10 protein-coding genes are annotated in these 15315 nt (G+C 62.0%); 3 read left to right on the top strand and 7 right to left on the bottom strand.

Features of this window, described 5'->3' with window-relative positions:
- Positions 1–118: 118 nt before the first annotated feature.
- Entirely contained in the window at positions 119–1624 is a 1506-nt protein-coding gene (locus B9A23_RS01895) for an MFS transporter (RefSeq protein ID WP_084277485.1), read from the top strand.
- Positions 1621–2520 (top strand): ROK family protein, encoded by a 900-nt coding sequence (locus tag B9A23_RS01900; protein WP_084277129.1) that lies wholly within the window; start codon positions 1621–1623, stop codon positions 2518–2520. Before B9A23_RS01895 ends, B9A23_RS01900 begins: the two co-directional genes overlap by 4 nt.
- Here the strand turns inward: B9A23_RS01900 and B9A23_RS01905 are convergent.
- The 4 genes from B9A23_RS01905 to B9A23_RS01920 form a co-directional block, all read right to left on the bottom strand.
- The gene (locus B9A23_RS01905) at positions 2499–3824 is read right to left on the bottom strand and encodes a glycoside hydrolase family 32 protein (RefSeq protein ID WP_084277132.1); all 1326 of its coding nucleotides are present in this window, start codon (positions 3822–3824) and stop codon (positions 2499–2501) included. The genes B9A23_RS01900 and B9A23_RS01905 overlap by 22 nt on opposite strands.
- 1 nt (position 3825) lies before the next feature.
- On the bottom strand, positions 3826–5205 hold the full coding sequence (locus B9A23_RS01910) for a putative 2OG-Fe(II) oxygenase (protein WP_084277133.1): 1380 nt from the start codon (positions 5203–5205) through the stop codon (positions 3826–3828).
- Entirely contained in the window at positions 5202–6704 is a 1503-nt protein-coding gene (locus B9A23_RS01915; RefSeq protein WP_084277135.1) for a tryptophan halogenase family protein, read from the bottom strand. The genes B9A23_RS01910 and B9A23_RS01915 overlap by 4 nt, the downstream gene beginning before the upstream one ends.
- Before the next feature lie 171 nt (positions 6705–6875).
- Positions 6876–9383 carry a TonB-dependent receptor domain-containing protein gene (locus tag B9A23_RS01920; protein WP_254894918.1) on the bottom strand — a complete coding sequence of 836 codons (2508 nt, stop codon included), beginning with the start codon at positions 9381–9383 and terminating at the stop codon, positions 6876–6878.
- A gap of 268 nt (positions 9384–9651) precedes the next feature.
- Here B9A23_RS01920 and B9A23_RS01925 point away from each other — a divergent pair, with 268 nt between their 5' ends.
- Complete coding sequence (locus B9A23_RS01925; protein ID WP_084277139.1) at positions 9652–10671, top strand: LacI family DNA-binding transcriptional regulator; 1020 nt, start codon at positions 9652–9654, stop codon at positions 10669–10671.
- Positions 10672–10673: 2 nt separating this feature from the next.
- Here B9A23_RS01925 and B9A23_RS01930 read toward each other — a convergent pair whose 3' ends face one another.
- Genes B9A23_RS01930 through B9A23_RS01940 form a run of 3 tightly spaced genes read right to left on the bottom strand, consistent with a single transcriptional unit; the run spans position 10674 to position 15241 of the window.
- Positions 10674–11798 (bottom strand): glycoside hydrolase family 68 protein, encoded by a 1125-nt coding sequence (locus tag B9A23_RS01930; protein ID WP_084277141.1) that lies wholly within the window; start codon positions 11796–11798, stop codon positions 10674–10676.
- A 21-nt stretch (positions 11799–11819) separates the two neighbouring features.
- Positions 11820–13922, bottom strand: coding sequence for an alpha-galactosidase (locus B9A23_RS01935; RefSeq protein WP_084277143.1), 2103 nt, complete (start codon positions 13920–13922; stop codon positions 11820–11822).
- Entirely contained in the window at positions 13919–15241 is a 1323-nt protein-coding gene (locus tag B9A23_RS01940; RefSeq protein ID WP_139797283.1) for an MFS transporter, read from the bottom strand. The genes B9A23_RS01935 and B9A23_RS01940 overlap by 4 nt, the downstream gene beginning before the upstream one ends.
- Positions 15242–15315 lie beyond the last annotated feature (74 nt).

A 15315-nucleotide genomic window follows, 5' to 3' on the forward strand; every position in this document is an offset into this window, starting at 1 on the left:
GTATGCGCATCGATTGCAGCAGAGGCCTGTTTCTGCGAGTTCGAACGCCGTAACGACGCTCGGCAAGGCAAGCGCCTGCCATCAACCAGCGCATAAGCGTCGGCAGGCGGGAGCCAGGATGAATACCTCGACACCATTCACGGCACGCGAGAAGCCACCGCAGTCCTTTGGCGGTCTGTGGAACATCAGTTTCGGCTACTTCGGCATCCAGATCGCGTTTGCCCTGCAGAATGCCAATGTCAGCCGCATATTCCAATCGCTGGGAAGCGCCGTCGACGATCTGGCCTTCCTGTGGATCGCCGGACCGGTGACCGGGCTCATCGTGCAGCCGTTGATCGGTTATCATTCGGACCGGACCTGGAGCCGCTTCGGCCGCAGGCGTCCCTACTTTCTCGCCGGCGCAGTGCTGGCAGCTCTCGCCCTCGTCGGCTTGCCCAACACCGGCCTGCTCCTGATCGCTGCTGCGTTTCTGTGGTTGCTGGACGCCTCGCTCAACGTCGCGATGGAGCCGTTCCGGGCGTTTGCCGGCGACATGACGTCAGAACGCCAGCGGGCGCAGGCTTTTGCCTTCCAAACGTGCTTCATCGGCGCAGGCGCGGTCGTCGGCAGTCTGGCACCCGCCCTGTTCAACTGGCTGGGCATAGCCAACACCGCGCCCGAAGGCGTCATTCCGGCATCGGTGCGCTACAGCTTCTACCTGGGAGCGGTCGCCATGCTGTTGAGCGTGGGGTGGACGGTTTTTAGTGTGAAGGAATATTCACCGGCTGAAATGGCGGCGTTCGAAGGAGTTGCCGAGGACTCCGGGGCAGAGGCGCACGAGCCGCTTGTCTATCCGCGCAGCGGCCCGATCTGGGTGGTCGTCGGCGTGATCCTGCTGGGGCTTGTGGCGATGCTTGGTCTCGACAAGCAACTGTATGTGCTGGGCGGCGGGATTTCCGTATTTGGACTGATGCAGATCGGCGTGAGGGCGACCACGGCACGCGGTGCCCTCGCCCATATCGTCAGCGACCTTGCCCAGATGCCGCCTCAGATGCGGCAGCTTGCCGTGGCGCAGTTCTTCACGTGGATCGGCTTCTTCATCGTCTGGATCTACACGACGCCTGTCGTGACGGCGCAGGCGTTCGGTGCGCGCGACACCACAAGCCAGGCATTCAACGCCGGGGCAGACTGGGTCGGCGTGATGTTCGCATTCTACAATGGGGTCGCCGCCGTGGCCGCATTTCTGCTGCCCGCTCTCTCGAGGCGCGTGGGCAATGCGGCCACGCATGCCGTAGCCTTGCTGTGCGGTGCTGCCGGCTTTGTCGGCATCCTGCTGATCCGGGACCCGATGCTGCTGCTTCTGCCGATGGTCGGCATGGGTGTGGCCTGGGCGTCGGTTCTCTCGATGCCCTACGTCATCCTGACCCGCGTCCTGCCGCCACGCAAATTCGGCATCTACATCGGAATCTTCAACTTCTTCATCGTGATACCGCAATTGGTCGTCGCCACGCTGATGGGCGGGGTGATGCGCAGCTTCTTCCCTGGCGAGCCACGGTGGACCATGCTGGTTGCGGCGCTGATGATGGCGGCAGCGGCTGGCGCGATGATGCTGGTCAAGGAAAACACGGAAGGGACGGTCGCATGAGCGGGCAGGGTCTGATCGGCGCGGTCGAAGCAGGTGGAACGAAGTTCGTCCTTGCCGTTTCCACGCAACAGGGCGAGATCATGGCCCGCACGCGCATGCCGACCAATACGCCTGCAGAAACGTGGCCAGCCATGCGTGCCTTCTTCGCGGAGGCAAGTGCGCAGCATGGGCCAATCGCTGCATTCGGAGTGGCGAGCTTCGGGCCGATCGATATCGATCCGGCTTCGCCAGCCTATGGCACATTTACGACCACGCCCAAGCCGGGCTGGTCCGGCGCGCGGTTTCAGGACGTGCTGGCCGGGTTCGGCGCGCCGATAAAGGTCGACACCGATGTAAACGGCGCAGCGATCGGTGAGTGGATGGCAGGTGCCGGGCAAGGTTGCCGCACTTTGGCCTACACCACTATCGGCACCGGGGTCGGCACCGGCGTGGTCCGGGATGGGCAGTCGCTGATGGGCATATCGCATTTCGAGAGCGGCCATATCGCCACGCCGCGTGACCCTTCTGTCGATCCTTTCACGGGAATCTGCCCCTATCATGGCGACTGTCTCGAGGGGCTATCCTGCGGACCTGCGATTGAACGGCGCTGGGGCACCAGCCTTGACCAGCTGGGGTCGGAACACGTCGCCATCATTGCAGGCTATATCGCGCATCTCGCCAGCACACTGGTGCTGCTGCATATGCCTGATCGCCTGATCTTTGGCGGGGGAGTGATGAAGGCTCCGGGGCTGGTCGAAGCGGTCCGTGAAGCGACCGCAGCGAAGCTCAACGGCTATGTGCAGCACCCACGCCTTGACGCAGGGCTTGAGCGTTACATCGTGACGCCCGGCCTTGGCGATGATGCCGGGATCACGGGTGCAATCGAACTTGGTCGTCAGGCTTTGCTGGCGAGATAAAGCGCATCGAGGCGGCCTTCGCCGCGTATCGCCCACGCTTCTCCCTGCAGCCGATGCTGCAGGGTAAGGCAGGCAGTGCCGCCCCCGGCGATGACTTCGATGCTGCCGCTGTCGAGCCAGATGCTTACCGGTGCATCGACGCCTACCGCCATCGTCGAGGTGCGGTCCAATTGCGGCGTTACCGGATCGCGCCTGTCAACCTGGAACTGCCCCGCCCTCAGCGAGCAGGAAAGGTTGCGACCAGCGTCGTCGCAGATCGCGAAGTGACAGGTGTCGCCCGCGCGGACGGAAAGCAAGGCGCTTGCAGCAAGCGGACGCGGGCCCTGCCCCAGCGACATGGCCTCAGGATTGCCAAAAAGGGCACGGCAGGTGGGCTCGATTTCCTGAACCAGCAGAAACCCGTCGCCCGCCATGCGCAGCGAAAGCCGACGCGGCAGGCTCATCGCGCCGCGCCATCCCTGCCGCGGCAGATGCTTTTGCACCGCATGATTGCCCATCCAACCGAGCCACGCCGGGCGCCCTGACCGGTCACGCGGGTCGTTCCATCCGATCGCGGCATAGAACTCATCGCCATGATCGGCCAATTGCCAAGCCGTCTGCGGTTCGAAGCGTTCACCATCGAAGGTTCCGACGCGATAAAGCGCGCCTGATCCGGGAGCGCCTGACAGGACATCGACCTTGAACAGCCAGCGCGTTTCGCCACTGCCCTCCACGGGAAGTTCAACCAGGTACGGGCATTCCCACAGATGACCGGGGGCGTCGTCTGTCGGGATTTCGGACAACTCGGCCCATGCCTTGAGGTCAGTTGACGCATAGAGCAGTGCCCGATTTTCGTCTGACAGGACAACGACCATGATCCAGCGGCGTGAAGGTTCGTGCCAGAACACGTTGGGATCGCGAAAGTCTGCCATGGTGCGGTCGAGCACCGGATTGCCAGGGTGTTTGACGAAGGTGCGGCCGCGATCATTGCTGGCCGCGATGCATTGGAACTGGTGGGCGCGGTCGGTCCGGGCACCGGTATAGATCGCCACCATCGCATCGTTGCCGAAACCTGCGCTGCCAACGTGATCGATGACGGCCGACCCGGAAAAGATCATCGTCTGATCTTCTTCCGCCAGCGCGACTGGCATTTCCTGCCAGTGCGCAAGATCGGGAGAGACTGCATGGCCCCATGACATGTGGCACCAGTCTTCACCGAAGGGATTGTACTGGTAGAACATGTGCCATTCGCCGTCCTGCCAGACGAGGCCATTGGGATCGCTCAGCCAGTTGGCAGTGGGGGCATAGTGGTAACGAGGGCGCATGTCAGGCTTTCGGGGGCATGGCAGGAATGACGTCGAACGCGATGGTCATCCTTTCACCATCACTGAACGGAACGGTGCCGTGCCACATGGTTGACGGGAACAGCGCAAGCCTTCCGGGCATGGGAGCAATTGCGCCATAAGGGGCGAGGGGCAGGCCGAGTTCGGGTGGCGGACTCCCGAACTGCAGATGTCCGGCAGGCGGTGGCCCCAGAGCTTGCCCTTCGGGCACGGTCACGTAGAGGGCCGAGCTGATCCAGCCCATGGGATGGGTGTGCATGGCGTGAAAGCCGCCGGGACGAAGCCGCACCGACCAGCTGCCCGCAAAAAGGAACCGGCCCCGCGGTGCAGCAAGCAAAGGATGTTGCGGATCGGCAGGCGGCAGTTCTGCGATGTAATGCGTGACCGCCGCTTCGATCTTCGTGCGCACCGATGCAATCACGGGATCAAGGCGGAGAAGCAGGGGGCGTTCGGTCTGCGTGCCGCCCCGGACGGATTGCTCGTGCCACGGCTCGCGCATCGTGTGAAGGCGGCGCAGGGTGTCGGCAAGCGCTGCAAGTTCTGTCTGCGAGAACGTGAGATCGAAGGAGCGTACGTCACGCATACCGGCGTCGAGCCAGTCGGCGCGGGGATCATGCAGCAGGCGCAAGGAAAGCGACAGGTAGGACCAGAACGCGCGCATAGCCGGTGTGCCGACATGCCGAAGGCAAACATCACGCGCTCGCTCCACCTGGTTCGTGCGCAGGAAGTGGCGGACACGGGCGAGGTCAAGGCCGACATCCTGCACTTGTTCGACCGTATCGAACAGCGCCGGATCGTCGGCTGAGTGGCCGCTTTCGCTGGCAATGAAGAGCTTGCCGAGCAGCGAGGCCTGTCTTTCACCAAGGGCGGCCTCCGCATCCGCTAGGACCTTGCGAGCCACGTCCCATTTACGTGCCGTGGCAAGGATATGAAACCATGCCATGCGCAGGCCGAAGTTTGCAGGTTCGCGCTCGATCGCGGAAGAAAAGCTGCGCGCGAAGTCAGCGTCTCCCGCCGTTGCGCGCAGCCCGCAAAGTGTGCGATGCCCATCGATCCAAGCCGGGTTTTGGGCGAGGACCGCCTCGAGAAGCGCTTCAGCCTCTCCCTGCCTGCCTTCTGCTGCAAGCGCGCTTGCACGACTGCGCTGCAGATCGACCCGCAGCGGTTGCAGGCGCGCAGCATCGGCATAAAGTTCTGCAGCATCGAGACCCGCCTCGAACGAGATTTGTGCAAGCCCGAGCGCGACATTCGGATCTGCGGGCGCTGCCTTGGCTGCGAGCAGTATCGCATCGAGTGCGCCACCAAGATCCTGCACCTCGCGCAAGGAGATGGCGCGTTGAAGCAGGGCTTGCGCTTCGTTCATGCGGCGCAGTTGGCTCTGATGAACTGCTCGTGCGCTGGTTGCTGCAAAGCTGCATGGTGCATCGCCGCGCGCAGCTTGCTCAGCCACTCGCGGCCGTCGATCCCGCGATAGTCGGCGAGCGGATCGGTACGCTCAGGGATGTTGCCCTGTCCGACATGCACCGCCAGCCACGAAGGCGCGCCGAACAGGTCGGCATCACGCTGCACAAGGCGGCCGTAGCGGCGGAAATGCTCGATCTTCATCAATAGCGTATCGGGAATGTCCATCGCCGCGCAGTAGCGCCACAGTTCTGCATCGTCGCGGGTGGTGAGCTTGTAGTGCAGGATAAGGAAATCGCGGATCCGCTCGTACTCGTTGATGGCGATGCGGTTGTATTCGTCAATCACGATCGGATCGAAGGTGCGGTCGGGAAACAGCGCGAGCAGCTTCGAGATTCCGGCCTGGATCAGGTGGATCGATGTCGACTCCAGCGGCTCCATGAATCCGCTGGAGAGGCCGATCGCGATCACGTTCTTCTCCCAAAACGTTTTTCGCCGCCCAGTCACGAAACGCAGTGGACGAGGGTCAGCCAAGGCCTTGCCATCGAGGCGCGACAGCAGTTTTTCCGCTGCCTCATCCTCGGACAGGAACTGGCTGCAGAAGACATAACCGTTGCCGGTGCGATGCTGCAGCGGGATACGCCACTGCCAGCCCGCCTCACGTGCAGTGGACCGGGTATACGGTGTCAACGGCCCGGCGTTCTCGCAGGGCACGGCCATGGCGCGATCACACGGGAGCCAGTGAGTCCAGTCTTCGTAGCCCGCTTTCAGCGCACCTTCGATCAGGAGACCGCGGAAGCCCGAGCAATCGATGAAAAGCTCGGCCTCGACAGCGCGACCATCTTCCAGCGTCACGCCAGTCACGAAGCCGGTCTGGGCGTCCTGCTCAACACTGGCGACCTTGCCCTCCATGCGCGTAACGCCCTTGGCTTCGGAGTATTCGCGCAGAAACCTTGCGTAGAGCCCCGCGTCGAAATGATAGGCGTAATCGTAAGTGGAAAGGACATTGCGCTGGTCGGGCATCGGTGGCGCAAAGCGGTTCTCCTTCGCCAGCGCCCAGGCCATCGAATGCTCATCGAGAGGGGCTGTCTCGCCCCCTTCGCGGGCGCGGAGCCAATAGTGGTGCAGGTTGACGATATCGAACGCCCGTCCGTGCGGACCGAACGGATGGAAGTAGCTGTTTCCGAGGCTGCCCCAGTCGACGAACTCGATACCGAGCTTGAACGAACCCTTTGTCTTGCGGACGAAGTCGCGCTCGTCGATCTGCAGGGTCTCGTTGAAGGTGCGGATCGGCGGAATCGTCGCTTCGCCCACTCCCACTGTGCCGATCTCATCGGATTCGACCAGCGTGATGCGACAATTGTGCCGCAGCGCCTGTGCCAGTGCGGCAGCGGTCATCCAGCCTGCGGTGCCCCCGCCGATCACGGCGACCGAGCGGATCATCAGGCCCGAATCGTTCATGCCTCATTGCCCATGCGGTAGTGCCTCTCCTTGGCGTCCCCTCGCCCCTTATCACCAATCGCTCTTGCGGCGATATTGGAACGGAAGGGCGAGACGCCAAATGCGCCCCGCCCCTCCCTCAATGCGACCCGATATGTCGGGAGGAAGCATCTGGCCCTCCTCCCGCCAGCATCAGAAGTTGTAGCGGACCGAGGCCGAGACCGTGCGACCCAGCGCCGGTGCCCCGCCGATCACGACCGGGTTGGCAGTCGGGTCGGCAATGCCGCCGTTGCCGCGCAGGTCGAAGGTGTCGAACACGTTGTAGACCTGCAGGCCGAGTTCGAGATTCTTCATCGGGTAGACGCGCAGCGACGGGTTGAAGATCGCCTTGCCCGGATATTCGAAGCCACCATCATCGATCGCGCTTGTCTGGCCGGTCATGGCGATACCGAGAGTGGCAATGTCGCCGAGATCATAGTTGGCAGACGCCGTATAGATCAGGTCAGGCAGGTTGGGCGAGCGGGTGTACGCCGTTGTCCCTGCCGACTGGCGCTTCGCCTTCGAGTACGTCGCGTTGCCGACGAAGCTGAAGCCACCGTTGCGATAGGTTGCGAAGAATTCCGCGCCGGTCGACTTGAACTTGGCGTCGATCACGCAGCCGCCCGAACCGCCGGGGCAGCGAGTGGCAGACAACTCATAGGTCGACTGCTTGAAGTTGCCCTTGAGCAGCGTCATTTCCATGGTGAATTGGCCACCAAGCAGATCGCCCCGGCTCTTGATGCCGAGTTCGTGCTGGGTAACGAAGTCCACCGAAGGCGTCACGCCGTCTGCCGAGCAGCCATTCTTGCCGATATCGCTTGCCCGGCACAGCGCGCCGTCGTTGCGGATCTTGCCGCCCAGCGTCTGACGGTCGCTGTTGAAGCGGCCACCGCGCGACGTGCGGGCGAAGAGCGTCACGTTCGGCGTGACCTTGAACAGGCCGCCCACGGTCCACGAAGTGTAGCTACGCGTGTAGTTCAGGTTCTCGCGAACGCCATTGGCGGTGATCGCGGGGATGGTCACGCCATTGCTGTTGATCGGGAACTCCGACCCGCCACCGATGGCATAGCCGGTCGACTTGATGCGCTCAAAACGGACCGAGCCATCAAGCCCGAACTGGTCGTGGTCGAAGTCGAGCGAGAGATACGGCGCGGTGTTCGCATACGACAGGTCATAATCGCGAGCGCAGCATTCGCCCCAATTGTTGTTGTAACCCGAAGTGCCGGCCTGAGTCAGCTTGTTGCCCGCGCTGTCGAACAGGTCGAGCTGCGAGGGATTGTCGCCGTTCAACTCGCGCAGCGACTTGTTGACGTGCCAGTCCATCGCGATCTTCTGGTTCATGTAGAACAGACCGGCGCGGGTGGTCAGCTTGCCCGAGGCGACATCGAACTTGCCAGCCAGGGTCAGGTCGTTGGCAAAGCTGCCGATGTCGCGGATGTTGGTGCGGACGTTGACGTTGTTGTCGAGATAGCGGTCGGTGAACAGCTGCCCGGCCTTGGGTCCGCTGGCATAGCGGATGGCCGCGACGGTCTTGCCGTTGACTGTCGAGCCGAGCACCGTCGACGTCAGGGCAGTGTTGAGGAAAGGAGAAGCAAACGCGCCGCTCATGTTGGTGTAGCGCATGTTGTTGTCGACGGTGATGCCGCCGTCGAAGTCGTAGTGGAACTGGCCGCCGAAGGACTGCGCCTTGGTGGTGATCCCGTCCATCTTCACGCGCTCGAGGTTGCCCTCGCGATTGTAGATCAGGAAGTCCTGATTGTAGATCGAGTAGTTCGAGGAGTCCCGACCGTCGAAGCCCGGATAGGGGCGGATGTTCGTGACCTTCTTGCCGGTGATCGTGGCAAGTGCAGGAGCGCCGGTGTAGTTCGGCTCCTGCGTATCGGCCACCTTGAAGTTCAGACGGAAATAGCCGCGGCCTTCGTTGAATTCCTTCGTCAGGTTGCCCTTGATCTGGAACGAGTCCGAGACGGTATAGTCAGCCTTGAGCGGACCACGGCCGTTCTTCACATAACCACCGATGTGGAAGTACATCGTGTCGTTGATCGGACCGCCATAGCGGAAGTCAGCGCGGGTCTCGTCGTAGCCGAGGCCGCGATTGATCGAGACGAAGCCGCCTTCCTGCTTGCCGGTGTGGCTGATGTAGTTGATGACGGCGCCAGGTGCCTGCGAGGCGAAGGTGCCGGCCGAACCGCCGCGCACGCCTTCGATATTCTGCACCGAGCCATCAAAACGGGTCCAGTAGTCGTTGTTGCCGAACTGGATGTCGCCGAACAGCACGGTCGGCAGGCCGTCTTCCTGGATTTGCACGAAGGGCGAACCGCCCGTGGCAACCGGAAGACCGCGAACCGCGATGTTCGAGTTGCCGCCCGGACCGGCAGTGCCCGCGACCTGAATGCCCGGGATCGCACGGAACACTTCTGCTTCAGACGTCGGCCGAATGGCCTGGATCGTTTCCGAAGAGATCGAACTGACCGAAACAGCGCTGTTGAGCTGCGTCTTGTCGCGACCCGATGCGGTTACGACGATCGCGTCGAGACCGACGGCTTCGGGAGCTTCTTCGGCGGAATTGGCTTGCGGCGCGTCCTGGGCGGACACAGGCGCCGCCAAGGCTGCGGCGGCGAGCGCAACGACAGAGGCACACGCACGATAATTGAAATGCATCTTCAATACCCTCCCTGCTTGCTCCTGCGGTAACCGCAAGAATCATCTGAGTGTGGGATACGCATGCCTGCAATCGTTTGCAACCGAAATCTTGCAATCGATTTCAAAAACCCATGCGCAAGCTGACGCATTCCCAGTTTCGGAGATGCTGCCTTGGACTGGCGCTGTCTATACGGTTGACATCGGTTGCAAACGCGTCGCATCAAACGCGCCGGGAGCGATACGTCCGCATTCGCGTGCACGGCATCGCGCAGGATTACGAAACACAATGACTGACGTGAAAAAGCCGTCCAAAATCAAGAACATTGCGGAGCTTGCGCGCCTTGCTGGCGTTTCGGCCGGCACGGTTTCGCGCGCGCTCGCGGACAAGTCCCTGGTCAATAAGGAGACCAGAGAACGCATACAGGCGCTTGCCCGACAGCATGGGTTCAGGCCGAACCAGATGGCGCGTCGGCTAAGAACGCAGCAAACTGGTGTGATCGGCGTGGTGATACCGCTGGGTCATGAGCGTCGCCAGCATATCTCCGATCCCTTTTTCATGACGCTGTTCGGATATCTGGCGGACGAATTGACCGAAAGCGGTCATGACCTGATGCTCTCCCGGGTCATTCCGGGAGACGATGAATGGCTCGATCGCATCGTCGATTCCGGAATGCTGGATGGTGCGCTGGTCATCGGCCAGTCAGACCAGTTCGAAGCAATCGAACGTGTTGCGCGCGACTATCGCCCCCTGGTGGTTTGGGGGAGCTGCAGGGCAGGACAGGCCCAGTGCACGGTTGGGGTCGACAATGCCGCTGGCGGCAGGCTCGCTGCCGACAGGCTTCTGTCACGGGGCCGCCGCAAGCTCGCCTTCTTCGGTGATACTCGTGGTCCCGAAATCGCGGAACGCCTGCGCGGCGTGGAAGAGGCGATCAAAGCCGCCGGCCATGCTGCCTTGGCCGTGTTTCCCACCCATCTTGCAAGCGACGAGATGTCGGCACAGATCGGCAGTCATCTCGATGCACTGGGTGACGAGGTCGACGGTATAGTCTGCGCCTCGGACATCATCGCAATGACGACAATACGCCTGCTGCACGAACGAGGCATCATCGTGCCCGAACGGGTCGCCGTCACCGGATTCGATGACTTGCCCCTCGCAACCCGCATGGTGCCCCAATTGACGACGATCCGGCAGGATATCGCCGCCGGCGCCCGAGCCATGGTGGCAGCGTTGCACCGCCGGATTGCAGGCGAGGACGCGCCGTCAACCGTAATGCAACCACTGCTGGTCGAACGCGAAAGCGCCTGACTTCACGCAACGGTTACCCGATCGCCCGAGAATACCAGGGAGAAGCGCGGAGCGGGGGTTCCACCGAAATTGCTGCGCAAGAGTTCAGGGTGTCGCGATACGTCGCGGCCCTGCAGGCCCCAATAGTCCACGAAGCTCCACACCTCGCCCTTGCCCGTCACCCACCAGCTGTAGGACTGCTTCGGTTCATCCGCGGGATTGGCCGCAACGAGGCCACCTTCGTTCAGTGGGCGCCATGGACCAGTCATCGCATCGGCAACCATGCCGTACAATCCGTTTGGCCCCGCCGCTGCGCCAGGCGCGAAAGTGTGGGTCTGCGTTGACCAGAACAGGTAGTATCGACCGTCTCGAACAATTACGTGCGGGCGTTCAAGCTCGTTGTTCACGCCGACAGCTTCGATGATCACGTCTCCCAGCGTCCAGCGACCTTCATCAAGCACGGCTTGACCGATGATGCCGTTGAATGGGTCGTCCGACCATGCTGCACTGGCCGTGAATAGCAGGTGCGCCTTCCCGGTTGCCGGGTCGCGCAACCAGGCCGGGTCCCGGAACCCTTTGATCAGGCCCGGTGCGCCCTTGTCCTGTCTGTCCAGAACGTAGCGTTCGCCATCAGCTCTGACGACCTCCTCCGGCACTTGCCAGGCGGTCGGACCTTCTTCCGCAAGTTGGCCCATGCTGCAAAACAGCCGCTGCTCGAAAGTCAGTGCGCTTTCACCCCTTCGACCTGCGGCAGTGAAAAACTGCCGTATGGTGACACCATCGTCCATGAGTACGGCCGAGCCTGCCCACTCCCGGCTGCCTGGCGTGAAGCCTTCGGGGAAGGCGTTGCCGTGATCGCGCCAGCCATCGGTCCCATGCGACAGAAGCCTTATGCGGGCATGGCCATGACGTTCCACGGGATCTGCAAAGACCGGCGCAGAAAGGAAGAACCACCAGTGTCGCCCGACGTGCTCGACGGTGCGGCCATCCTCGTGCGCGAGCGGCCAACAATCCCACAAGTCGAGATGGTCGAACAACCGTTCAACATCTTCGCGGGCAATACGTGGTATCAATGGACCGTGACCATACTCAGCCGGCTCCCAGCGCGAAGTGGCAACAGATTGAATGGACGAGGAAATTTCGGGCATTCTGAGCTTTCTGCAACGGTATCAGGCGCGCTTGCGCATATGAAAAATGGTAACGGTTTCGGCCTTGCCCGGCGGCAACGGCAAACCTGCACGCGATAGCCAGCTCGCTGCGAATTGCCGGGGGCCTGTGCGCATCGCGTCGAAAAGGGGTGCGCTGTGCGCCGCATGGCCGCCTTCACCGCCAGCAATTCTAAGGAGCTGCACATCCCAATGGCCCGCGCTGCCGCAGAACGGCAGTATCAAGGGCTGTGGTCGACGATCAGCCGGCGGAGACGCGCGAATGACGAAAAGGAGAAGTTCGTCGGCATCCCCCAGGGCCTGCCAGACGATGTCATCCGCTCCCTGCCCAAACTGGACTTTGCCCCGGTGCAGGAGTGACCTCCACTGCTTGTGAAAGACAATCCAGTCAGCAAGTTCTGCACGCTCGCTCTCAGCAAGCGTCCTCGGGTCCATCTCGACACCGAGGTGCCCGGTCATCGCCATCGCCGCGCGAAAGCCCAGCGAGTGCCGCCGCCCAGTCGCGTGAGCTGGGCTTGCTGCCACGTGGGAGCCCATTACCTCGGGGGGCAGGAAGGCAAGGAAACCACGCTGAATGCTGATGCGGCTTACGGCGTCGATGTTGTCGCTCGTCCAGTAGCGATGGCAATAATCGGCCATGCCGGCATCGTTGCGACCGCCGCCACCTGCACATGCCTCGATCTCGACGTGCGGATGTGCAGCGCGCAGGCGACGCAAGAGATCGTACAGCCCCTGCACCTGTTGCGCTCCGCCGGCCGGGGCGAGATCGCGGTTGTGATCCCACTTGAGATAACCAATCGGAAGCTCGGTCAGCAACTTGTCCAGGCAAATGAACAAGTGCTCGCGCACATCGGTACGGCGCAGATCAAGCACCAGCTGATTGCGCGCGGTCGTTCTTGGCAAACCGCTTTCTGCCAGCACCCACTCCGGATGCGCGCGATGGAGATCGCTGTCCGGATTGATCATTTCAGGCTCGACCCAAAGGCCGAACTCCATACCCAGCGCATTGATCCGCTCTGCCAGCGGGCGCAGGCCATTGGGATATTTGCGAGGGTCTGCGGTCCAGTCTCCCAGCCCGGCGGTATCGTCATTGCGATTCCGGAACCAGCCGTCGTCAAGGATGAAGCGCTCTACGCCGATTGCACCTGCTGCCTCGGCAAGCGCGATGATCCGCCCCTCATCGTGATCGAAGTAGCACGCCTCCCACGAATTGAGATGAACCGGACGCGGACGCATGGTCCCGCCAGGCCATTGCAAGCGCAGCCTGACCGCTTCGTGGAATGCCCCAACCACGCCATTTCGGCCATTGTCGGACACGGCAACCAAAGCATCCGGCGAACGCCAGCTCTCGCTCGGCGCCAGGACGATTTCGCCCGGCTGAAGCACCGCTCCGGCATTGAGCGTCCAATAACCTTCGTCGTCGCGCTCGATGGTTATGTTGTTGTCGCCCGACCATGCGAGTTGCACGGCGCGAACGATGCCGCTGTGCCACGTTGCACCATCGTCGAGCACGTATACGCCGCCTGGCCCGCCGTGCCCGGACAAGCCTCGGCGTACTTCGCGCACCCAGCTCTGCTGCGGCATGGCCTCACGACATTCAACCAGCTCGGCATTGTGGCGGCCCCGCCAGGACACGATCTCTCGCGCGCTTGCCGACAAAGGCACAAGCACACTCGCCAACCAATCAACGGTGAATGGCTCTGAACCGACATTGTGCAATTGGTTGTGGCATACGTATGCCGAGCCGACCTTGCGGAAGGTTTGTTCTAGCTCGACGCCCGCCAGAGTATCGATCGCTCGGAAAATAACCCCTTCTTCAGCCTGTAGGACTTCAGTCGTTGCAAAGCGCAGCAGGACGCGCCGACCGGCACGGCTGATCCGGACCAGCTCGGGGCCAAACCACCCCAAGCCTGCCGTGGGTGCAGTGCAGAGTGGAACGTCATCGTCTAGCGAATAGGACGCGGGCGTCCGCGTGGCATCAAGCGAAGGCATATCGCTCACTGCGACAGCGAGTCCGAAATGGCGCCACGCCGGCAACTGGTCCGGGCGCTCCTCCCAGACCATGGAGCCACAACCAGCTTCAAGCAGGATGGTCGATGATGTCATGCTGGTTGGACCGAGGCAGGCGTTGCAACCACTCGGCCTTCGCGCACCCAGAGCACTGACAGTCCTGCCAACAGGAGGCAAACGCCGCAGAACATCAGCATGTTGCGCGGATCGCCCCCGAGCACCTGCTTGTAGGCATCAAATCCCAGAGTGATGAACCCGAGATCCAGGCTGCTCATCACGATTGCGAAGAGCAGCATTGGGATCACGATCATCATGTTGAAGATGCCCATGTAGACCCCAGTGCGATGGGGTGGGATCGAGTTGCTCAGGATGGCATAGGGATTTCCCATGATGCTTCCCCACGCGAGGCCGATGCCTATGGCGGGGACAAACAGTAGTGCCTTGTCCGTCACGTTGGGCAACAGCACCATGCCGATGCCTCCGGCAAACAGGCAGATAGCGTGGAGGGGGCCGGGGCCGATCCGCTTGACCAGCGGTACCATCGCAAATGCCGTGACAAAGGCGATCGCGTTGTAGAACGCAGCAATCTCACCATTGGTCAGGACAGCGGTGTGAAAGGAACTGCTGTGTGCGTCGGTCGTGCCATACACGGTGCGACTGATCGAGTAGACCGCATATGTCCAATAACCCGACATGCCGACCCATTGGAAAAGGCTCATCAGGCCGAGCTTGCGCATGGCCAAGGGCATATCGGCGATTGCACCGGCAATCTCGCGCAGGGTCGCCGCAGGCCCCTTTGGCAGCGTTCTGATATGAGTTATTTCCTGCTGGCTCAATGGCAGCTCGGGCACCCTCAATACCGACCAGAGTATGGTGCCGAGCGAAAGAGCCGCGCCGACCATGAAAACAACCCGGACCGTGTAGGGAATTCCATGATCGTCGACCCAGTCCTGGTTCATGCCAAGGCCAACGAGGATAGAGGGAGTCAGAAAGGCGAGCATCTGGGCAAGGCCGGTGAAGGCGCTTTGCGAAAGAAAGCCGGTCTGGCGCTGATCCGGGTTCAACCGATCAGACACATAAGCGCGATAGGGCTCCATCGTGATGTTGTTACCGGCATCAAGAATCCACAGCAGCGACATGGCCATGAGGATCGAACTCGAAAGCGGCATGAACACCAGGCCAAGGCAGCAAAGGACAGCTCCGATCAGGAAATAGGGGGTGCGACGGCCCCATCGGCTGATCGTGCGGTCGCTCATCGCTCCGATGATGGGCTGGACAAGAAGCCCCGTGATCGGCCCGGCGAGCTGCAACATGGGAAGCTGCGATTCGTCCGCGCCGAGGTAGCTGTAGATCGGCCCCATGTTTCCCTGCTGCAGGCCGAAGCTGAATTGCAGGCCAAGAAACCCGAGATTCATTTCGAGAATGCGGGCCAACGGCAGACGTGGTCTACGATTTTGGCAGGCTACATCCATGCTCAGACTCTCCCGTC

This window comes from Novosphingobium sp. B1, from assembly GCF_900176395.1.
In the GTDB taxonomy this organism is placed as follows: Bacteria; Pseudomonadota; Alphaproteobacteria; order Sphingomonadales; family Sphingomonadaceae; genus Novosphingobium.